20 protein-coding genes are annotated in these 18,830 nt (G+C 71.2%); 10 read left to right on the forward strand and 10 right to left on the reverse strand.

Annotation, left to right across the window (positions count from 1 at the left end; genetic code table 11):
- The 3 genes from G4D87_RS14740 to G4D87_RS14750 form a co-directional block, all read left to right on the forward strand.
- Nucleotides 1–1,820, forward strand: a 1,820-nt coding sequence (locus G4D87_RS14740; protein WP_163782701.1) for an Rne/Rng family ribonuclease, incomplete at its 5' end; no start/stop codon positions are given.
- 326 nt (nucleotides 1,821–2,146) lie between these two features.
- Nucleotides 2,147–3,562 carry a YhjD/YihY/BrkB family envelope integrity protein gene (locus tag G4D87_RS14745; protein WP_240358286.1) on the forward strand — a complete coding sequence of 472 codons (1,416 nt, stop codon included), beginning with the start codon at nucleotides 2,147–2,149 and terminating at the stop codon, nucleotides 3,560–3,562.
- A 125-nt stretch (nucleotides 3,563–3,687) separates the two neighbouring features.
- A complete protein-coding gene (locus tag G4D87_RS14750; RefSeq protein ID WP_163782702.1) occupies nucleotides 3,688–4,041 on the forward strand; it encodes an HU family DNA-binding protein in 354 nt (117 codons plus the stop codon).
- Nucleotides 4,042–4,052: 11 nt separating this feature from the next.
- On the opposite strand, the gene G4D87_RS14755 is transcribed toward G4D87_RS14750, so the two are convergent.
- From G4D87_RS14755 to G4D87_RS14800, 10 genes are all read right to left on the reverse strand, one after another.
- Nucleotides 4,053–6,119, reverse strand: coding sequence for a flagellar biosynthesis protein FlhA (locus G4D87_RS14755; protein ID WP_163782703.1), 2,067 nt, complete (start codon nucleotides 6,117–6,119; stop codon nucleotides 4,053–4,055).
- Nucleotides 6,116–7,165: an EscU/YscU/HrcU family type III secretion system export apparatus switch protein gene (locus G4D87_RS14760; RefSeq protein WP_163782704.1), complete on the reverse strand. Its 1,050-nt coding sequence runs from the start codon at nucleotides 7,163–7,165 to the stop codon at nucleotides 6,116–6,118. Before G4D87_RS14760 ends, G4D87_RS14755 begins: the two co-directional genes overlap by 4 nt.
- A complete protein-coding gene (locus G4D87_RS14765; protein ID WP_163782705.1) occupies nucleotides 7,162–7,956 on the reverse strand; it encodes an EscT/YscT/HrcT family type III secretion system export apparatus protein in 795 nt (264 codons plus the stop codon). The genes G4D87_RS14760 and G4D87_RS14765 overlap by 4 nt, the downstream gene beginning before the upstream one ends.
- Nucleotides 7,953–8,222: a flagellar biosynthetic protein FliQ gene (locus tag G4D87_RS14770; RefSeq protein WP_011555600.1), complete on the reverse strand. Its 270-nt coding sequence runs from the start codon at nucleotides 8,220–8,222 to the stop codon at nucleotides 7,953–7,955. The genes G4D87_RS14765 and G4D87_RS14770 overlap by 4 nt, the downstream gene beginning before the upstream one ends.
- 4 nt (nucleotides 8,223–8,226) lie before the next feature.
- A complete protein-coding gene (gene sctR, locus G4D87_RS14775) occupies nucleotides 8,227–8,958 on the reverse strand; it encodes a type III secretion system export apparatus subunit SctR (protein WP_163782706.1) in 732 nt (243 codons plus the stop codon).
- The gene (locus tag G4D87_RS14780; RefSeq protein ID WP_205507585.1) at nucleotides 8,955–9,377 is read right to left on the reverse strand and encodes a flagellar biosynthetic protein FliO; all 423 of its coding nucleotides are present in this window, start codon (nucleotides 9,375–9,377) and stop codon (nucleotides 8,955–8,957) included. The genes sctR and G4D87_RS14780 overlap by 4 nt, the downstream gene beginning before the upstream one ends.
- 8 nt (nucleotides 9,378–9,385) lie before the next feature.
- Nucleotides 9,386–10,531 (reverse strand): type III secretion system cytoplasmic ring protein SctQ, encoded by a 1,146-nt coding sequence (sctQ, locus tag G4D87_RS14785; RefSeq protein ID WP_176410382.1) that lies wholly within the window; start codon nucleotides 10,529–10,531, stop codon nucleotides 9,386–9,388.
- 147 nt (nucleotides 10,532–10,678) lie between these two features.
- Complete coding sequence (locus tag G4D87_RS14790) at nucleotides 10,679–11,170, reverse strand: hypothetical protein (RefSeq protein ID WP_163782708.1); 492 nt, start codon at nucleotides 11,168–11,170, stop codon at nucleotides 10,679–10,681.
- A 7-nt stretch (nucleotides 11,171–11,177) separates the two neighbouring features.
- Nucleotides 11,178–11,981: a flagellar M-ring protein FliF gene (locus G4D87_RS14795; RefSeq protein WP_163782709.1), complete on the reverse strand. Its 804-nt coding sequence runs from the start codon at nucleotides 11,979–11,981 to the stop codon at nucleotides 11,178–11,180.
- 10 nt (nucleotides 11,982–11,991) lie between these two features.
- A complete protein-coding gene (locus G4D87_RS14800) occupies nucleotides 11,992–12,309 on the reverse strand; it encodes an EscF/YscF/HrpA family type III secretion system needle major subunit (RefSeq protein WP_240358287.1) in 318 nt (105 codons plus the stop codon).
- A gap of 117 nt (nucleotides 12,310–12,426) precedes the next feature.
- On the opposite strand from G4D87_RS14800, the gene G4D87_RS14805 reads away from it, so the two are divergent.
- The 7 genes from G4D87_RS14805 to G4D87_RS14835 form a co-directional block, all read left to right on the forward strand.
- Nucleotides 12,427–13,065, forward strand: a complete 639-nt coding sequence (locus G4D87_RS14805; RefSeq protein WP_163782710.1) for a hypothetical protein — start codon at nucleotides 12,427–12,429, stop codon at nucleotides 13,063–13,065.
- Between the two features lie 111 nt (nucleotides 13,066–13,176).
- Entirely contained in the window at nucleotides 13,177–13,368 is a 192-nt protein-coding gene (locus G4D87_RS14810) for a hypothetical protein (RefSeq protein WP_176409947.1), read from the forward strand.
- Nucleotides 13,369–13,499: 131 nt separating this feature from the next.
- Nucleotides 13,500–15,515, forward strand: coding sequence for a TonB-dependent receptor plug domain-containing protein (locus G4D87_RS14815; protein WP_163782712.1), 2,016 nt, complete (start codon nucleotides 13,500–13,502; stop codon nucleotides 15,513–15,515).
- A gap of 37 nt (nucleotides 15,516–15,552) precedes the next feature.
- The gene (locus G4D87_RS14820) at nucleotides 15,553–16,257 is read left to right on the forward strand and encodes an HmuY family protein (RefSeq protein ID WP_163782713.1); all 705 of its coding nucleotides are present in this window, start codon (nucleotides 15,553–15,555) and stop codon (nucleotides 16,255–16,257) included.
- A gap of 27 nt (nucleotides 16,258–16,284) precedes the next feature.
- Nucleotides 16,285–17,373 (forward strand): hemin-degrading factor, encoded by a 1,089-nt coding sequence (locus tag G4D87_RS14825; RefSeq protein ID WP_163782714.1) that lies wholly within the window; start codon nucleotides 16,285–16,287, stop codon nucleotides 17,371–17,373.
- The gene (locus tag G4D87_RS14830) at nucleotides 17,370–18,266 is read left to right on the forward strand and encodes a heme/hemin ABC transporter substrate-binding protein (protein WP_163782715.1); all 897 of its coding nucleotides are present in this window, start codon (nucleotides 17,370–17,372) and stop codon (nucleotides 18,264–18,266) included. The genes G4D87_RS14825 and G4D87_RS14830 overlap by 4 nt, the downstream gene beginning before the upstream one ends.
- On the forward strand, nucleotides 18,263–18,830 hold a 568-nt coding region (locus G4D87_RS14835; RefSeq protein WP_163782716.1), incomplete at its 3' end, for an iron chelate uptake ABC transporter family permease subunit. The genes G4D87_RS14830 and G4D87_RS14835, both read left to right, overlap by 4 nt.

Genomic DNA, 18,830 nt, shown 5'->3' on the forward strand with positions numbered 1-18,830 from the left:
CTCCCCCCTCGGCCGCCGCGCTGGGAGACATCATCCCCTCGCCCGCCGCGGAGGGCGCCCAGGCGGCGAAGCCCTCCGAGGTCTCCGGCGAGCGCCGCACGCCGCGCGAGGCCCGTGAGGCGCGTGAGCCCCGGAGCCGGGAGAAGGAGCGCGGCGAGAAGGAAAAGGGCCGCCGGCCGCAGGAGGAGAAGCGCCGGGGCGACAAGCGCGACGACGACAAGGAGAAGGTCAAGCCGCGCCGCACCGACAAGATTGAGGACCTGCTGAAGGTGGGCCAGGAGGTCGTCGTCCAGATTTCCAAGGACCCCATCGGCACCAAGGGCGCGCGGCTCACCTCGCACATCTCCATCCCCGGCCGTCACCTGGTGTTCATGCCCACGGTGGACCACGTGGGCATCAGCCGCCGCATCTCCAACGAGAAGGAGCGCCGGCGCCTGCGTGAAGTCGTGGACCGCCTGCGCCCGCCCGGGACGGGCTTCATCGTCCGCACCGTCGCGGAGAACGTGCCGCAGGAGAAGCTCGAGAGCGACATCCGGTTCCTCATCGAGGTGTGGAACCAGGTGGTGCGCAAGAACGAGAAGCGCGGCGGCCCCGGCCTGCTGCACCCCGACCTGGACCTCATCCTGCGCGCCACGCGCGACCTCTTCGCGCACGACGTGGAGAAGCTCGTCGTCGATGACCGCGAGGAGTACGAGCGCATCCTCGGCTTCGTCACCGCGCAGGACCCGGCGCTGCGAGACAGGGTGGCGCTGCACGAGGGCGACGACACCGTCTTCGACGCGTACGGCATCGAGCAGGAGCTCCAGCGCGCCACCCAGCGCAAGGTGTGGCTGAAGAGCGGCGGCTACCTCATCATCGACCAGGCCGAGGCGCTCACCGCCATCGACGTCAACTCGGGCCGCTACGTCGGCAAGAAGAGCCTCGAGGAGACCATCACCAAGATCAACGTCGAGGCGGCCAAGGAGATTGTCTACCAGCTCCGGCTGCGCAACATCGGCGGCATCATCATCTGCGACTTCATCGACATGGAGAAGGCGCAGAACCGCGACAAGGTCTTCAAGGCGCTGCAGGAAGCGCTGGGTCGCGACAAGGCCAAGACGAACGTGCTGCGCATCTCCGAGCTGGGCCTCGTGGAGATGACGCGCAAGCGCGTGCGCGAGTCCATTGGCCGCATGCTCCACGAGGACTGCCCGTACTGCGACGGCAACGGCTTCGTGAAGACGGCCACCACCGTGGCCTACGAAATCTTCCGGGAGATTCGCCGCGAGGCGCCGGGCTACAAGGACTCCACGCTGGTCATCAACTGCAACGCGGAAGTGGCGCGCCTGCTCCAGGGCGAGGAGCGCAACGAGCTGCGGCACCTGATGGACCGGTACAACAAGTCCATCCAGGTCAAGGCGCAGCAGAACTACCACCGCGAGCAGTACGACATCTACGGACGCTCGGCCTCCGGCCCGGAGCACAAGGTGGCCTCGTCGCCCGGCTCGGGTGATGGCGAGCTGGCCATGCAGCAGCGCAAGCCCGACAGCAATGGCGGAGGCTACGGCCGCCAGGAGCAGGGCCGCCGCGGCGGTGGTGGTGGTAGCGGCGGTGGCAGGGACCGGGGCGGTGAGCGCGGCGGCGAGCGCTCCGAGCGCGGTGGCGAACGCTCCGAGCGCGGCGGCGAGCGGGGTGAGCGGGGTGAACGCTCCGAGCGTGGCGAGCGGCGTGGCGAGCGCGGCGGCTCGCAGAACGCGTCCGGTGGAGGCGAGAGCGCTGGTGGCTCGACGCCGCCTCCGTCCTCGGGGGGTGGTTCGGAGCCTTCGGGCGGCACGACCTGAGTTCTCCTTCCGCCGTGTCAGTCGTCGGCGCCCTGCCCTGCCTGTGGATTCATGGACGGGGCTGGGAGCCGGCGGCGGGGCCTTGCGGAAGTCGCTGGCCGGTGCACACGAAGCCCCGCACCGTGTCGGCTTGTGTACGCTGGCCAGCCACCTCGAACCGGGGTGGGCTGGCCCTGGCGGCCGTGGATTGGCTAGCGTGAGCGTCCATGCCCCAAGGCGGCTCCCGCCTCACGGGTCGGCCCTGTCACACCGATGATGTCCTCGCGCTCCGAGCACGTATCGCCCCGCCTGGGGCCACGTTCCCTCCGCCTCCGTCAGGCCCGCGCATGGCGCGGCCGGGCCTCGTGAGGGAACTGGTGAAGCTGACGCCCCTGCCGTGGCTCCGTCACCTCCGCGAGCGGCTGTCCGCCCAGGCCACCCGGCTCTGGGCGCCCGTGCAGCACACGCCCGTGGGGCTGTTCGCGACGGACACGTTCCTGGCCGCGAAGACGGTGGCCCAGGGCTTCCGCGGGGAGAACCTCCGGCTCCGGGCCGCCGCGCTGACCTACGTCAGCATGTTCTCCCTGGTGCCCCTCCTGACGGTGGCGCTGGTGCTGCTGACTGCCTTCCACCAGGAGGAGTTCAAGGAGAAGCTGCGCTTCGTCGTCAGCGAGGTGCTCAACCCGGGGGTCCGCGGCAAGTCCTCCCAGTTCCTCGACCGCTTCCTGAACCCCACGCACACCGTCGCACTGGGCAGCGTGGGCTTCCTGGCGGTGCTGCTGTCCGCCGGCTCGCTGCTGCGGCAGCTCGACGGCGCCGTCAACGAGCTGTGGGGCATCCGGCGGCAGCGGCCGTGGCGCATCCGGCTGCTCATCTACTCGGGCCTCCTGCTGGTGGGGCCCTTCTTCCTCGCGCTGTCCTTCTCCGGGACGGGCAAGGTCCGCGTCTTCCTGCAGAGCCACGCGCCCTACGCCAGCGCCTTCATCCTGCTGGGCACCACGTTCGTCACGGTGACGAGCCTCACGCTGCTCTACTACTGGACGCCCTATGCGCATGTCCGCGTCCGGTCCGCGCTCGCCGGAGGACTGGTGGCCGGCCTGGGGTGGACGTTCGCCAAGCAGGTGTACGCCGCGTTCGCGGAGCGCAGCTTCCAGTACAACCCCCTCTACGGCTCGCTCGGCGCGCTCCCGTTGTTCCTGGCCTGGGTCTATGTGAGCTGGCTGCTGGTGCTCTTTGGCGCCCGGCTCTCCTACGCCGTGGAACACACCGCCTTCCGGCACTCCCTCTTCGCCTTTGGGAGCCACCCGCGCGCGCACGAGCTGGTCGCCGCCCGCGTCGCCCAGGAGGCCACCCTGGCCTGGGTGGACGGACTGCAGCCTCCCTCGCCCCGTGAGCTGGCGACGCGGCTGCGCGTCCCCGAGTCGCTGGTCCACGAGGTCGTCGACCGCATGGTGGCCGCCGAGCTGCTGGAGCGCCTCCGCAAAGGGGGCCTGCGTCCCGCGAAGGACCCGGCTGCCCTCACGCTGGCGGACACCACGCTTGCCGTGCACGGTGTGATGCTCACCGGCGGCGCGGAGGGCTGGAGCGGGCCACGGGCGCCCGGCTTCGAACAGATGGAGCCCCTCTTCCAGGCAGCTGACTGCGCCGGTGTCGACCTGCTACGTCGCACCCGATGGCTGGACCTGGTGGTGCCGCTCCGCCCAGGACTGGCCGAGCCTGCTCCCGCACCACCGCCCAGGGTGGCCGCTGGGGGAAATCCGTAGAGGTTCTGGGTGGTTGGAAGCTCACCCTGCTTGCACGAAGGAAGTGTTCTGTTATGTTTTCAGGATTCGACCACGGGCCAGAGCGCCCTGTTTCCAAGGGGTCACCGGGTTTGCGGGAGCGTCCGATGCTCAAGTCCGATCTGATCAACATCCTCGTGGCCAAGAGGGGCGTGACGCAGAAGCAGGCTGAGGCCACCGTCGAGACGATTTTCGAGTCGATGAAGGATGCCCTCTGCCGCGGCGAGAACATCGAGATTCGCGGGCTCGGTGCCTTTCACGTGAAGAACTACCAGGGCTATCAGGGCCGCAACCCGAAGACGGGCCAGGTCATCCCGGTGAAGCCCAAGCGCGGCCTGCTCTTCCGCACGGGCAAGGAGCTGCGCGACCGCGTCAACCGTCCGGCGCCCCAGCAGGCCCAGACGGAGCTGCCCTCGCTGCCCGAAAGCAAGGGACCGGGCAACACGGGAACGGGGCTCTAGGCCCACCTCCGTCAGCGCCCCACCGCCACCGGTGACAGCCGGCCGATGGGGCGAATCTGCAGCGCTCCATCCAGCTCGCCATAGGTGAGCACCGCGACCTCCGGGAATGCGCCCTCGCACAGCCTGCGCAGGGGCCGCCGGACATCCGGAGCGGTGAGCAGCACGGCCCGTCCCTCGGTGGCCACCTGACGCACGCCTTCGAGGATTTCCGCCACCTGCTCCGGGTCGGGCGCCAGCCCTCGCGGGCCCATGCCGCGCAGCACCTCTTCCACCTCCGGGTCCACGAGGTACGCGTACAGCGGCCCGGTGGGCGCGAACTTATGGCTGAGGTAACGCCGCAGCGCCTGCCGGCAGCGCTCCGCGAGCGCGACGGCATCCCCTTCCGTCGTCGGCGACACCAGCGCCTCCAGAATGGCTCGCAAGTCCCGGATGCTGACGCCCTCTTGGAGCAGCTTGCGCAGCACGTCCGTGAGCAGCGGCAGCGGCACCTTCTGCAGCGCCTCCTTCACGAGCACGGGCGCCTGCGTCTCCAACCCCTCCAGCAGTCCCTGGACGTCCTGCAGCCCCAGCAGGTCCGCGGCGCGGACCCGCAGGATGGCGCGCACGTGGTCCGCGACCAGCTCCCCCGGACGCCGCAGCGGCACTTGCGCCGTCTCCAGGAGGACTCGAGCCGACTCTGGAATGCGGCTGATGACCTTCCCACTCGAGGGCTCCGTCGCGGCCTCCGCGCTCACCTGAAGGAATGCCAGCTCGTCCGGAGGCGCCAGCGCGTAGAGCGCCTCGGGCAGCACCTGCCCTCCGCCCGCCGGGACTTCATCCACCAGGACGCGGTACTCACCCGGGCCCAGGTAGGCGGCCTGCGTGCGCACCCGGAGGCCTGGCACCCGAACCCCCAGCTCGAAGAACAGCTCGTCCCGCACGCCGTTCAACGTCTTGTGGACGAAGGCGGAGCCCTCCGCTTCCGCCAGCACCGTCAGGTCCAGCGCCAGGTCCAGCGTGAGCGGGGAAACCCCCACGGGCGACGAGGCACTCTCCGGCGGCGCTCCCGCCGCGCCAGGCACCACGCCTTCCGCGGGCGCGCCGGCCTTCTCTTCGACCTTCGAGACACCCGGCCGGCTCAGCACGTGGCCCAGCCCGCCCAGGCCTCCCGCCAGCAGCAGGAACGTCACGTGCGGCATTCCCGGCATGAGGGCCAGCGCGACGCACAGGCCCGCCACCACCCAGAGCGTCCGCGCCTCTCCGAAGAACTGGGCGCCAATCTCCGCTCCCAGCGTGTCGTCCTCCTTCTCCGAGGCGACCCGGGTGACGACGAGGCCCGCGGCCACGGCGATGCACAGCGAGGGAACCTGGGACACCAGCCCATCACCAATCGCGATGAGCGCGAAGGTCGACGCCGCCTCGGCCAGGGGCATGCCGCCCTGCAGCACCCCAATGACGGTTCCTCCGAGCAGGTTCACCGCGACGATGACCAGGCCCGCAATCACGTCCCCCTTCACGAACTTCATCGCGCCGTCCATGGCGCCGAACATCTGTGACTCGCGCTCCAGGTCACGCCGCCGGCGCCGGGCTTGCGTCTGGTCGATGGCGCCCGCGCGCAGGTCCGCGTCGATGGACATCTGCTTGCCGGGCATCGCGTCCAGCGTGAACCTCGCGGACACCTCCGCCACACGCTCCGCGCCCTTGGTGACGACCAGCAACTGCACCAGCGTGAGGATGGCGAACACCACCGTGCCCACCACGTAGTCGCCTCGGACGACGAACTCACCGAAGGCCTCGATGACGTCTCCCGCGTGCCCCTCCGCGAGCGCGAGCCGTGTGGAGGACACGTTGAGCGCCAGCCGGAACAGCGTGGTGAACAGCAACAGCGTGGGGAACGACGTCACCTGCAACGCGTCCCGAGCACGCAGCGCGGACACCAGCAGGGCCACCGCCGCCGCCAGATTGACGGCGAGCCCCGCGTCCAGAAGCCACGCGGGCAAGGGGATGATGAGCGCGCCCAGGATTGCGGCCATGGCGACCGCCAGCACCACGTCCGAGGAGCTTCGGGCCTTCAGCAATACCTTCATGAGGGGGTTCATGACGTCTGTCTCCGTGGATGGCCGTCCAACTCCCGCGCGTCCATCGCCGTGCGCAGGACGACCGCCGCCGCCTGGTACAGCTCCTCAGGAATGGGCTCGCCCACGTCGTAGTGGATGAGGCTGCGTGCCAGGGGAATGTCCCGCACCACCGGAATGCCGAGCCGGCGTGCCTGCTCCCGCAGGGCGAGCGCATCCCCTTCCCGGGCCTTCGCCACGAGGTAGGGCGCCTCACATTCGTCGACGTCGTAGCGGAGCGCGACCGCGATGTGCGTGGGGTTGACGACCACGGTGGTTGCCTTTTGCACCCCGCGTGCCGCACCACCCTGCGCGAGCTGACGATGCAGGGCCTTCCGCTGGCCCTTGTGCCTCGGGTCGCCCTCGCTCTCCTTGTACTCGCGCTTCAGCTCCTCGCGAGTCATCATCAGGTCCTTGAGGTGGCGCCGCCAGGCCAGCGCGTAGTCCCCCACGCCCAGCACCACCATCAGACAGGCCAGCTGGCTCGCGAGCCCGGACACGTGCGCGACCACCAGGCGAAGGCCTTCCGTATCGCCCAGCCACGCGGTCTTCATCGCGTCCGGGGCGGCCCCCTCCGCATCGCTCCAGACGAGCGCCCCCACCAGGCAGACAATCAGAAGCGTCTTCGCCAGCTCCACCCAGGGGCGCCAGCTGAAGAGCCGCTGCATGCCCGCCACGAGGCTGATGCGCTCCAGCTTCGGCTCGACATGCTGGAGGTCGGCATCCAGGCCCACCGTGGCCACGGACACGAGCAACGCAGCGGCGAACGCGCCTCCCAGCACCGGGCCACAGAAGCGCGCGGCAATCCAGAGGCCTTCCTGCCACGCCCCAAGGGCCTGCTGTCCCAGGAAGAGGTGCTCGGTCCAGGCCTGGAGCCTCGCCATGCCCACCGGAGCGGCCGCCGTGAGCCCGAACAAGCCACCCGCCGTCACCGCGCTGGCGTTCAGCAAACGGCTGCGGGGAAGCTGTCCCTTGCGCCGTGCTTCGCGGAGGCGCTTCGCGCTGGGCTTCTCCGTCTTCTCCCCGCTCACCGCGCCACCTCACCCAGCAGCGACAGCGCGCCTTCCACGGACAGCACGCCCGCCAGCAGCCGCTCACACAGCACGCCCGTCCCCAGCCACAACAAGGCGCCCCCGCCCAGAATCTTCAGCGGCGCCCCCACCTCCTGCAGATTCACCTGGGGCGCCGCTCGCGAGGCCATGCCCAGGAAGCAGTCCACGGTCAGCACCGCCGCCGCGATGGGCGCCCCCACCGCCAGCCCCGTGGCCATGGCCGCGCCCGCCAGCAGGACGACCTGCAGCGTGGCCGCCTCGGTGGGAACGAAGGCGCCGAGCGTCACCACGCCGAACCCACGCAGCACGCTGGAGATGACGAGCGGCCACATGCCGCCGGAGACGACCAGCGCCACCAGCAGATGGTAGAGCCCCTCCCCTGCCGCGGACTCACGACTCCCCGCCAGGGGCAGGCTCGCCTCGGCGGAGGTGCCACGAAGCAGGTCGATGAAGCGGCCCCCCATGCGCGCGGCATCGAACGGGAGTGCCGCGACCAGCCCCACGGACGTGCCGTAGAGCAGCTCGCGAATCACCAGGCCTCCCAGGACCACCGAGGACGTCACGGGCGCATCGAGTGCCACGCCCGCCTCCACCCGGAGGAAGAGCGACAGGGACAGCACCAAGGCCAGTCGGACCATCGTCGGCGTGGCCTGCCCGCCCAGCAGCGGACACAGGAACGTCATGGGCAGCAGCCGCGCGGCGCACAGCGCCACCACGACGATGTCCGGCCCCAGCGACTCGAGCCACGCGCGAAGCGGCTCCAGGTTCATGCCGCGACCTCGGAGATGAGCATCAGGAGTTGGTGGGTGAACCGCGTGAGCTGCCCGGCAATCCAGGGCCCGGCGAGGACCAGCGCCAGGACCGCCGCGCACAGCTTGGGCACCACCGACAGCGTGGACTCCTGAAGCTGGGTGGTGGCCTGGAAGAGGCTCGACAAGAACCCCACCACCAGGCTCGCGCCAATCGGCGGCAGCGACGCCATCACCATCAACAGCAGGGCCTCACGTCCCAGGGTGAGGAAGACGTCCTGGGTCATGGCGTCACCGGTAGCCGAGGATGAGGCCCCGCGCGAGCAGCGACCAGCCATCCACGGCGACGAAGAGGAGAATCTTGAAGGGCAGGCTCACCTGACTGGGTGACAGCGTCTGCATGCCCAACGCGAGCAGCACGTTGGCAATCACCATGTCCAGCACGAGGAACGGGAGGAAGACGAGGAAGCCAATCTGAAAGGCTTCCTTCAGCTCGGTGATGACGAAGGCCGGAATGACGACGAAGAGGTCCGTCTCCCGCACCGCGTCCATCTCCTCCAACGGCCGCAGCTCGCGCGCCAGGTCCACGAAGCGCGCTCGCTCCTCAGCGCTCCCGTGTTTGACGAGGAAGGCGCGCAGCGGCTCCGACACCCGGCTCGCCGCGGAGAGCATCTCCGCGCCGGAGCCCGACGCAACCTCGGCGTAGGCCACCTGCCCCGCGTCGTACATGCGCTCCATCACCGGCGCCATGATGTGCCCGGTGAGCACCGCCGCCAGGCCCGTCAGCACGATGGTGGGCGGCGCCTGCTGCGTGCCCATGGCCGAGCGGGCCAGCGACAACACGACGGCAATCTTCGAGAAGCTCGTCAGCATCAGCACCGCGAACGGCAGCAGTGACATCACCGCGAGCATGCCCATCATCGACAGGGGACTGCCCGCGTACGACATCCGCGCCAGTGAGCTCTCCGCCGCGGCGGCCACGGCGGGAACCAGCAGGAGCGCTCCCAGCAAGCCGTGGCTCATGGCCCCTCCCGCCTGCCCCGAATCATGCGAGGCGTGGGCATGGGCCGCCGGGCCTGCGCCAGGACACGGCCGAACTCCGGCGCCGGTGATGCCGTCTCGCGAATCTCCGCGAACGCGTCACCAAAGGCCACCAGGTAGCCGCGCCCATCCACCTCCACGAGCGCCACACCACACCGCTGCGACAGCCCCGCTCGCGACACGACAGTCAGCCGTGGCGCTGTGGCTGCGCCCGTGACGACACCGCCCCGCCGGTGCAACCACCACCCCAGCACGGCCAGCGCCACGGCGCCCAGCAGCCACCGCGCGGCCACCGTGGTGGAGACCCCAGCCACCGGGCCCAGCACCGCCAGCCCGAGCACCAATGCCCCCGCCAACAACAAGCGCGAGCGCGGCGAATGGACGAAACGCTGTGCCTGCATGACGGGACTCACGGCAGCAGCGCCAGGACGCGGGCGCCGACCTCGCCCTCGATTTCCACCAACTCGGCGCGGGCCACCGCGCGGTCTCCCACGCGCAGCACCACCGGCTCACTGGCGTTGATGTGCAGGGGAAGCAGCGCGCCCGGCTTGAGCGCCGCGAGCTCCGACAGGGGAATCATCACCCGCGTCAGCTCGATTTCCACATCCACGGGCAGCGGAGGCATGCCCTCCTCCTGCTTGTTCACGGCCACCATGTCCGACTCCTGGGGAATCCCGCGCCCCTGCGCGCGGGTCAGTGAAAAGCCCTCGGCGAGGAAGTCTCCCGAGAGCGCGAATCCGCGCGTCACCAGCCGGCCCGGCCCGAAGAGCTGGCCGGACTGCTTGCGTACGCCTTCGAAGACGACGACGTCCCCCTCCACGAGCGCGTCCACCGCGTTCGCGGCCAGCGGCGTCTGGCCTACGAGACACCGGGCCTCCAGCGAGGCGGCCAGCACCTCTGCCGCGATGCCCGACGCACGCTCCACCGGAAGCGCCTGGAACACCGTCTGGACCACCTGTGACGGCAGCAGCAGGCGCGCGCCCGCGCGCGACTCGCCCACCGTCACCATCAGCTCGATGCCCACCAGCGGCTCGCGCGGGTCCAGGCGCGCCACCACGTCCGACCTGGACATCGTCACGCCCGCGAGCCGCGGCCCCAGCCACGAAGATGCCCCGCCCGCCTCCCTCACCGCGGAGAGCGCGACCAGCAGGAGATAGGCCAGCGTCGCCTCCTCCAACCGGGCCAACTCCATCACCACGCCGGGCCGCTGCCCCGCGCCAGCGATGCGCTCCAGCCCCATGAAGGCGAGCGCGGGCTCCAGCTCCAACACCGCCGTCCCCCCCACCGCCGACAGCTCCAGCAGCGCGAAGACCGCGGGCTCGGCCAGCCCGGCCGACGGCGAGACGACGGACTCCAGAAGGCGGGCCTCCGCGTGCACCGGACAGCCGAGCTCCCGCGTCAGGGCTGTCGTCACCGCCTCCAGCGCACTCCGCCCGAGGCTCGCGGCCTGGGGCCGCTCCGCGAGCACGAGGTGCGCCCGGGTCAGCCGGCGCCTTCCCAAGCGGCGCAGGGGGCGGACCTTCCGGCTGGAGGCGTGTTCGATACGGGTCTTCATCCATGGCTCCACTGCTGCATCGGGACGCACTCCACCTGTGCAGGCCCCCCACCAGGGGCCAGGCTCGTGGAGTCGCGGGGTTGGGAGGGCATGGCATCCGCGCGCGGGACGCCGGGTACGCGGACCGGGACGGCGCCGCGGACAGCCTCAGCGCGTGGCCTCGCGAATCAGGCGCTCGGCCAGCCCCCCCAGCGCGGGAGGCGCCTCTGACGCCTGCGGCGCCAGACTCGCATCGGGAAACAAGGTCCGGTGGTACGGCGGCAGGCGCCGGAAGATTTCCCGGCGAAGCAGGGGAGGCGCGTCACTCATGAGGCGCCTCAGCCGGGCAGCGGCATCCGCTCGCTCTCCGAACTCCACCGCCACCTTCGCCTGTCGCTGCGCGGAGGGCAGCGCGGACAGCCGCTGGAGGTGCTCCCGCGCACGCACCGCGGAGTCCTCGCCCAGCTCGCCCAGCAGTGCGCCCGCCCGCTCCCGCCCCAACACCCACGCGACGAGCGCGAGGCGCTCGAGTGGAATCGGCAAGGGGCCCACGAGGTGGGGCACCTCGTCGGTCGGCGCAGCCGCCCTGACGGACGCGGAGCTCCGGCCGGGCCGGGGCTTGCGCCCCACGCGTGTCACCTCCATGCGTTCGCGCTCCATGGGCCGCTCACGCCACCTTCCGCGCCGGTCCCGGTGACAACACGGGCCGCGCGGGCCCAGGCGGCGCGGATGGAGTCGGCGTCCGGTCGCGGTAGTGCCGCATCCGGAGCGTCACCAGCACCAGCGCCACCGACAGGCCCGTCACCATGAGGCCCAGCACCGCCAGGAGGGCTCGCAGTCGGGTCAGCGGCGACACGCCCACCCCCGTCGGAGCCTCGACCCGGGTGGAGACCTCGTCCACCAACAGCGAGACGGCGTCCGGCGACAGGCCCTCCACCCCCCCCGAGAGGAGGACCTTCAACGTCTCGGAGGATTGCCGCACCCGTGCCGCATTGCCCGGCGCCACGCGAAGCAGGGCCGACGCCTTGGATGGACCCGGGGCCTGTCCCACCCTCGGCGGCGCGGGCACCACCAGGTGGACGCGCGCCAGCAGCACCCCTTCCACCGACTGGAGCGTCTTCTCCAAGCTCCGCTCCATCACCCTCACGCGGCAGACGCTCTCCTCCAACGGCGTGCGCACCAGCCCGCCTCCGCCGAAGACGTCACACCCCACCTCCTCCTTAGGCCTGGGCAACCCGAGCTCCGACAGGATGCGGACCGCGTCCGAGGCGTGCTCATCCGCCACCTCGATGGACCACGCGGGCTTCTTGCCCGCCTCGGGGACCTTGCGCGCGTCGAGCCCTCGCTCGACGAGCACGGATTGAAGCTCGTTGGCCTGCCGCTCATCCAGGCCATGCTGGATGCGCTCGCGGCAGGCCGTGACGCTCACGAGCAGGAGGACGAAGACAGCGCGACGGAAAAGCGAATGCATCGGGTGCTCCTCAAACCTGGGTCTGGAGGACCTGCTTGACGCCGCCGGTCGCCTTCTCGACGACCTTGCCGGCGAGGTCGAGCTCCTGGCTCGCCCGGTAGACATGGGCCTGCAACGCGAGCAACTCCGCGGGCGTGAAGCTGCGGCCGGACTGCGCCAGCTGGAGGATGTGGTCCAACCGCTTCTGCGCCTGCCCCACCCGGTCCAACACCTGCGCCGCCTGCTGCGCTCGCGCCGCCTGCACCGAGTCCACCCGGGTGCCCGGCTTCACGTCCGCGCAGCCCGGCGCGGCGGGGCCCACGCCCTCGGCCCGGGAGACACCCCGCACAGAGGGACAGCACCACGGCCAGTCGGAACATGGGCGAGCGCAAGCGCATGACGCTAGACAATGTGGCCCCCCCCAGGAGTCCTCTCAAGGGCTTTTCCGCTAGACTGTCCACCAGCCGTGGCCCGACGCCGCCCCAACTTCAACAAGACGCTCCGCTCCCTCATCCAGGACATCGCGGCGAAGATGCCGGAGTTCGGGCATGTGAAGGCGGGCCGCATCCTCGTGGTGGCCGGTGAGGCCCGCCGCGCCTCCCGGGGGACCGTGAAGCCCCTGTGCTTCCGGGGCGGGAAGAGCACGGACCGCACCGGACGCCGCAAGCCCATCATCCGCATCCGGGGCAAGCGGATGCTGTACTGCGTCACCCTCCGCCCGCTCTTCTTCCGGGGCTCCACCGCGCAGGCCCGCGTGGAGACGGTGATTCACGAGCTCTTCCACCTGTCGCGCCGCTTCGACGGGACGCTGCACGCCGGCCGGCGCCATGCCGTGCTGGGGCGCAACTTCTCCCGCAAGCTCAAGCCGCTGGTGCGCCGCTACCTCAAGCTGTGCCCCCCGGAGCTGCTGGCCGCCATGGCCCACTCCGGCGAGGTGCGCATCCTCCAGCGGCTGGAGCGGCCCGGCCCCGCCTACCACCCCGGCGGCCCCCGCCGCGTGCGGAAGATCTACTCCGAGGAGCAGCTCTATTTTGGTGTCGCCCGCATGGTGACGCCCAAGGTGCGTCTGGCGCGCGACACCTCCACGCGCTCCAAGGTTCACTGAGCGGCGCGCTCCCGCACACCCTGATTCTCCCGGGGACGGTTTTTCCGTCAACCGTTTGACTTTGAAAATCAGTATCAATATCGTCGCCGCCGTTTCGAGCCAGGAGCGGTGATGCGCGACGGTTGCCACGGTGAGGGCGGGGCGGAGGAGCTGCGCTGCATGTGCGGCAGCCTGCTGGCGCGGTTGGTGCCGGAGGGCGTGGAGCTCAAGTGCCGCCGCTGTCACCGGACGCGGGTGGTGCCCCTGGAGCGGACGCCGCCGGAGGGTGGTGGTGGTGCGCGAGTGAGCGGCTCCGGCCGCTGACGTGTGCGTCGTTCCCGGGCCGCGCAGGCCCGGTGCAGGCAGGTCTTTTCCTGAGGCCCGAGGCCCTTGAGCCCAGCGCCCTACAGGGCCTTTGCGCGAAAGGCCCCCGGCCTTGCGCCGGAGGACGCGGCATGGCGTGGCGTGGGTGTTTGCTCTTCGTGGCCTGTGCCATGCCGTGGATGGCGTGGGGCGGTGGCAGTGAGGCGCCAGCCGCCGAGGTGGCTTCCAGCGAGGCTTCCACCGCGGAGGCGCCGTCCGATGCGCAGGTGGCCCAGGCCGATGCGTGGCCCCCGCCCGCGTCCGACGAGGAGGCGCTGCCGGAAGCGCGCACGGTGGTGACGGCGTCGCGCTCACCGGAGCGGCTGGAGGATTCGGCGGTGGCCACGGAGGTCATCACCCGCTCGGACATCCTGGCCAGCGGGGCGCGGGACGCGTCGGAGTTGCTCGCCGCGCATCCAGGGCTCCAGGTGGTCCAGACGTTCGCGGGCGCCACGGTGCAGCTGCAGGGCCTGTCGCCCGAGTACGTCCTGGTGCTGGTGGATGGCGAGCGCGTGGCCGGCCGGGTGGCCGGGAGCGTGGACCTGTCCCGCCTGTCCACCGAGGACATCGAACAGGTGGAAATCGTGAAGGGCCCCTCGTCGGTCCTCTACGGCAGCGACGCGGTGGCGGGCGTGGTGAACCTCATCACCCGCCGTGCCCGCCGTCCGCTGGGCGCCGAGCTGCGCGCCTCCTACGGCTCCATGCAGCGGCTGGAGCTGGACGCCACCGGCGAGGCGAAGGGGGAGGACTGGGGCCTGCGCCTGAGCGGCGGGCTGGCGCGGCGGGACGCGTACCTCCTGGACCCGACGAGCATCGGCACCACGGGCAGCAGCCTGGACGGCATCGACGCGTCCGCGGGCGGCGATTGGCGCGTCAGCGAGGGCACGGCGCTGCAGGCCAACGCCACCTATGCGCGGCGGGTGCAGCGCGGCGTGGACGTGGGCGTGACGGGCGCCACCTTCGACCGGGCCAGCCGGGATGACTCGCTCTCCGTGCGCCTGTCTCCCCGGTGGACGCTGTCCAACAACGCCTCGCTGCGCGTGGATGGCGCCTATGCGTGGTTCAACCGGCGCTACCTGAGAGACCAGCGCCGCTCCAACGCGCTGGACACCATCGAGGACACGCGCGAGCAGCAGGGCCGGCTGGGCGCGCAGCTGGACGCGAAGGTGGGAGCCGCCCACGCCTTCGTGGCGGGCGCGGAGCTGCTCGGGGAGTGGCTGCGGGCGGACCGGCTGGGCGAGGACGGCGCCGGCCAGCGCGCCCGCGCGTCCTTCTACGTGCAGGACAACTGGACCCTGGCGCCGCGCTGGAAGCTGACGCTGGTGCCGGGCGCGCGCGTGGACACGGACACGCAGTTCGGCACGGCGGTGACGCCTCGGTTGGCGGCGCGCATGGACCCGGCGTCCTGGCTCACGCTGCGCGGCAGCTACGGCTGGGCGTTCCGGGCGCCGGGCTTCCAGGAGCTGCTGCTCGACTTCGAAAACCCCAGCGTGGGCTACCGGGTGCACGGCAATCCGGACCTGCGCGCGGAGCGCTCGCGCAGCTTCAACCTGTCGGTGGAGGTGAAGCCCGCGGCGTCCTCGCTCCTGTGGGTGAGCGCCTTCCAGCACAACCTGCGGGACATGATTGGCGTCTCCACGGAGCTGGTCGGTCCGCAGCAGCTCTTCACCTATGTGAATATCGCGCGGGCGCGTGTGCGCGGCGGTGAGCTGGGCGTGCGCCAGCAGCTGCCGGGCCGCGTCTCCGCGGAGCTGGGCTACACGCTCACCGACGGCCGTTCTGAGGAGACGGGGCTGGCGCTGGAGGGGCAGGCGCGTCATCGCCTCACCGCGCAGGCCACCTGGCGTCACCGGACATCGGGCCTGGAGGCCTGGGTGCGCGGCGCGCTCGTGGGGCCGCGCCCCTTCTACCCGGACACGGACGGTGACGGTGTCGCCAACCCGTACGACGCGAAGACCTACGTCACCGTGGATGCCCGGCTGGGCTGGCGCATGCGCGAGGAGCTCCAGTTCTTCGTGCTGGGCACCAACCTCGCGAACGCGGGCAACCCCACCGACCTCCCCATTCCTCCTCGCGCCGTCCAGGCCGGCATCTCCGCTCGGCTCTGACGCTTCCTTCCACCTCTCACTCACTCAAGGAGTCCTCATGTCCCGCTTCTCTCACCGTTCCTCCTTCCTGGGCCGCGCCGCCGCCGCCCTGCTGCTGGCCGGTTCCCTGTCCGCGTGCGGCGATGACCTCGAGCTGCCGCCCGACGAGACGGAGGACCCCGGCCCGCAGGAGCCAGGGAATCCGGACGAGAACGAGCCGACGGATGGCTCCCACGTGAAGCACGTGGCCAACGATGACGGCTCGTACACCACCACCGTGAACGCGACGAGCAGCGCGGACTGGATTGGCCTGGACCTGGACCAGGGCGCGCAGGTGAGCTCCTCCGAGGACACTGTCTGGGACCTGGCCTTCAACCGCTTCAACGTCCGCACCCGGGGCGGCGTGAGTGGCACCGGCAACGTGGCGGTGGCGGTGCTCCCCGAGACGGACTTCGCGGCGGTGACGCAAGCGCCGGCGGAGGGCTACGTCGCGGATGCCGAGGACGGCCCGGACCGGGGCGAGGACCCGGACAGCGCCTTCCAGCAGGGCGACGGCTGGTACGCCTATGACATGACGACGCACGCCCTCACGGCGCGTCGCAATGTGTACGTCGTCCGCTCCGACGCGGGTGCCTACTTCAAGGTCGCCATGCAGTCCTACTACGACGACGCGGGCACGCCGGGGATGCTGTCGTTCCGCTGGTCGAAGGTGCCTGGCCCCGCCTCCAGCGGCAGCGCCGTGACGCAGCCGTCCGTGTACTGAGCTTCCTCCCGCTTCCAGGTATCCAACATGAATCAGACCGCGAACGCTGATGTCGTCTCCGAGTCCTCCCGTCTGCGCCAGCGCTGGCAGACCCTCCGTGAGGAGCAGCCCCGCACTCGCATCCGCGACGCCGCCGAGCAGCTGGGGGTGAGTGAAGCGCAGTTGCTCGCCACGGGACTGGGCGAGAGCGTCGTCCGGCTGGACCTCCGGCTGGACGCGCTCCTGCCCCGTTTCGAGTCGCTGGGGCGGGTGATGTCGCTCACGCGCAACGCGCACGCCGTGCACGAGAAGCGCGGCACCTGGCGCAACATCGAGCTGCACGGCAAGCAGGGGCTGGTGCTGGACGAGGAGATCGACCTGCGCTTGTTCTTCTCGCGCTGGAGCTTCGGCTTCGCCCTCCGCGAGCCGCACGGCGATGGCATCCGCCGCAGCCTCCAGTTCTTCGACGCGTCGGGCACGGCCGTCCACAAAATCTACGTGGAGGAGGCCGGGCGCGAGGAGACGTTCGACGCCCTGGTGAAGGAGTTCACCCACGCGGACCAGTCGCCGGTGCTCAGCATCGTCCCGGCCCCGCCCGCGGCGGCGCCCAAGCCCGACAGTGAGATTGACGCGGAGGGCCTGCGCTCCGGCTGGCGCGCGCTCCAGGACACGCATGAGTTCTTCATGCTGCTCAACCGCTTCAGCGTGGCGCGCACCCAGGCGCTCCGCCTGGCTGCGCCGGAGCTGACCACCCCGGTGGCGCCGTCCTCGCTGACGTGGGTGCTGGAGAAGGCGGCCGAAGCGGAGCTGCCCATCATGATTTTCGTGGGCAACCCGGGCTGCATCCAGATTCACACCGGCCCGGTGAAGAACGTGAAGCCGATGGGCCCGTGGATGAACGTGCTGGACGCGGGCTTTAACCTCCACGTCCGCGCGGACCACGTCCACTCGGCGTGGGTCGTGCGCAAGCCCACGCGGGACGGCGTCGTCACGTCGGTGGAGCTGTTCAACGAGGCGGGGGACAACATCGCGCTCATCTTCGGCAAGCGGAAGCCGGGGCAGCCCGAGTCGCCCGAGTGGCGGGCGCTGGCCGAGGCGCTGGCCCAGGCGCTGCCCGCGAGCGAGGTGGCGCGATGAGCCGCGCGTCCGGACTGTCGTGGCTCTTCATGGCGGTGGCCTCGCTCGCGCACGCGGCGGCGCCGGCGCCCGCGAAGTCCCAGGCGGCGGCCAAGGCCCCGGTCCACGCGGCGAAGCTGGTCACCATCGGCCCCGCAATCACTGAAACCGTCTTCGCGCTGGGCGCGGGCGGGCAGGTGGTGGGCGTGGACGACACGAGCCTGGCGTTGGAGGTCGCCCGGAAGTCGCCGAAGGTGGGCTACCAGCGGGCGCTGTCGTCCGAGGCCATCGTCGCGCTGGGGACGTCGCAGCTCCTGGCGTCCGAGGAGGCGGGGCCCCCGGGCGTGCTCGAGCAGCTCAAGGCCGTGGGCGTGGACGTGGTGGTGCTGCCGAACAAGCACACCGTCGACGCCACGCGCGAGCGCATCCGGACGCTCGCGCGGCGCCTGGGCAAGGCCGAGCAGGGGGAGGCCCTGGTCAAGCAGTTGGACGCGGACCTGCGCAAGGCACAGGAGCGCACGGCGGCGCGCAAGGACGCGAAGCCGCCGAAGGTCCTCGCGCTGTACGCGCGCGGGGCCAACGTCCTCATGGTGGCGGGCGCCGGGACGGCGGCGGGCGAGCTCGTCACGCTGTCGGGCGGCGTGAATGCCATCGCCGGCTATGCGGGCCACAAGCCGCTGACGCCGGAAGCGGTGGTCGAAGCGGCGCCGGACTTCATCCTCATGCCGGCCAGCTCCCTGGAGCCGGTGGGCGGTGAGGCAGGCCTGTCGCGCACGCCCGGCCTGTCACAGGTGCGCGGCTGGCGCCTCATCACCGTGGACGACGTCCACTTCATGGGGCTGGGGCCCCACCTGGGCAAGGCCGTGAGCCGCTTGCAGGATGGGTACGCGGCCCCGGCGCGGGGCAGCAAATGAGTGCGTCGGGGATTGCGCCCGTCTCCGCCACCTACCGCGCCGAGGAGCCCCTCCAGCCAGCAGCCCCGCGTCCGTGGCTGCTGCTCACGGCGCTGCTGCTGGGCGTGGTGCTCCTGTCGCTCGCCGTGGGCGCGGTGCCGGTGCCGCTGCTGGCGCTGGCGGGCAGTCTGCTGGAGCGGGTGGGCCTGGACCTCGGCCACAGGCTGGAGTCCGTGCCGCAGGCGGTGCTGCTGACCATCCGCCTGCCGCGCGTGGCGCTCGGCATCATGGTGGGCGCGGTGCTGGCCACCTCGGGTGCCGCGCTGCAGGCGTTGTTCCGCAACCCGCTGGTGGAGCCCGGCCTGCTGGGCACCTCCAGCGGCGCGGCGCTGGGGGCGGTGACGGCCATCGTCCTGGACGTGGCCCTCAGCGCGCACCTGGGCTCGCTGCGGATGCTCGCGGTGCCGGGCGCGGCCTTCGTGGGCGCGCTGGGCGCCACGCTGCTCGCGCATCGGCTGGGTGGGGGCGGTGGCCGCACGGAGACGGCGCGCATCCTCCTGGCGGGCGTGGCCGTCAGCGCGGGGG

It is taken from the genome of Myxococcus vastator (assembly GCF_010894475.1).
GTDB classification, from domain to species: Bacteria; Myxococcota; Myxococcia; order Myxococcales; family Myxococcaceae; genus Myxococcus; species Myxococcus vastator.

Bases quoted from the DNA above. Each gene is read 5' to 3' on its own strand.
- G4D87_RS14790 (WP_163782708.1), bottom strand. From the start codon at position 11,170: ATGGAGCGCGAACGCATGGAGGTGACACGCGTGGGGCGCAAGCCCCGG.
- G4D87_RS14830 (WP_163782715.1), top strand. From the start codon at position 17,370: ATGAGCCGCGCGTCCGGACTGTCGTGGCTCTTCATGGCGGTGGCCTCG.
- G4D87_RS14745 (WP_240358286.1), top strand. From the start codon at position 2,147: ATGGCGCGGCCGGGCCTCGTGAGGGAACTGGTGAAGCTGACGCCCCTG.
- G4D87_RS14770 (WP_011555600.1), bottom strand. From the start codon at position 8,222: ATGACCCAGGACGTCTTCCTCACCCTGGGACGTGAGGCCCTGCTGTTG.
- sctQ (WP_176410382.1), bottom strand. From the start codon at position 10,531: ATGAAGACCCGTATCGAACACGCCTCCAGCCGGAAGGTCCGCCCCCTG.
- sctR (WP_163782706.1), bottom strand. From the start codon at position 8,958: ATGAGCCACGGCTTGCTGGGAGCGCTCCTGCTGGTTCCCGCCGTGGCC.
- G4D87_RS14815 (WP_163782712.1), top strand. From the start codon at position 13,500: ATGGCGTGGCGTGGGTGTTTGCTCTTCGTGGCCTGTGCCATGCCGTGG.
- G4D87_RS14810 (WP_176409947.1), top strand. From the start codon at position 13,177: ATGCGCGACGGTTGCCACGGTGAGGGCGGGGCGGAGGAGCTGCGCTGC.
- G4D87_RS14755 (WP_163782703.1), bottom strand. From the start codon at position 6,119: ATGAACCCCCTCATGAAGGTATTGCTGAAGGCCCGAAGCTCCTCGGAC.
- G4D87_RS14750 (WP_163782702.1), top strand. From the start codon at position 3,688: ATGCTCAAGTCCGATCTGATCAACATCCTCGTGGCCAAGAGGGGCGTG.
- G4D87_RS14795 (WP_163782709.1), bottom strand. From the start codon at position 11,981: ATGCATTCGCTTTTCCGTCGCGCTGTCTTCGTCCTCCTGCTCGTGAGC.
- G4D87_RS14820 (WP_163782713.1), top strand. From the start codon at position 15,553: ATGTCCCGCTTCTCTCACCGTTCCTCCTTCCTGGGCCGCGCCGCCGCC.
- G4D87_RS14765 (WP_163782705.1), bottom strand. From the start codon at position 7,956: ATGAACCTGGAGCCGCTTCGCGCGTGGCTCGAGTCGCTGGGGCCGGAC.
- G4D87_RS14780 (WP_205507585.1), bottom strand. From the start codon at position 9,377: ATGCAGGCACAGCGTTTCGTCCATTCGCCGCGCTCGCGCTTGTTGTTG.
- G4D87_RS14825 (WP_163782714.1), top strand. From the start codon at position 16,285: ATGAATCAGACCGCGAACGCTGATGTCGTCTCCGAGTCCTCCCGTCTG.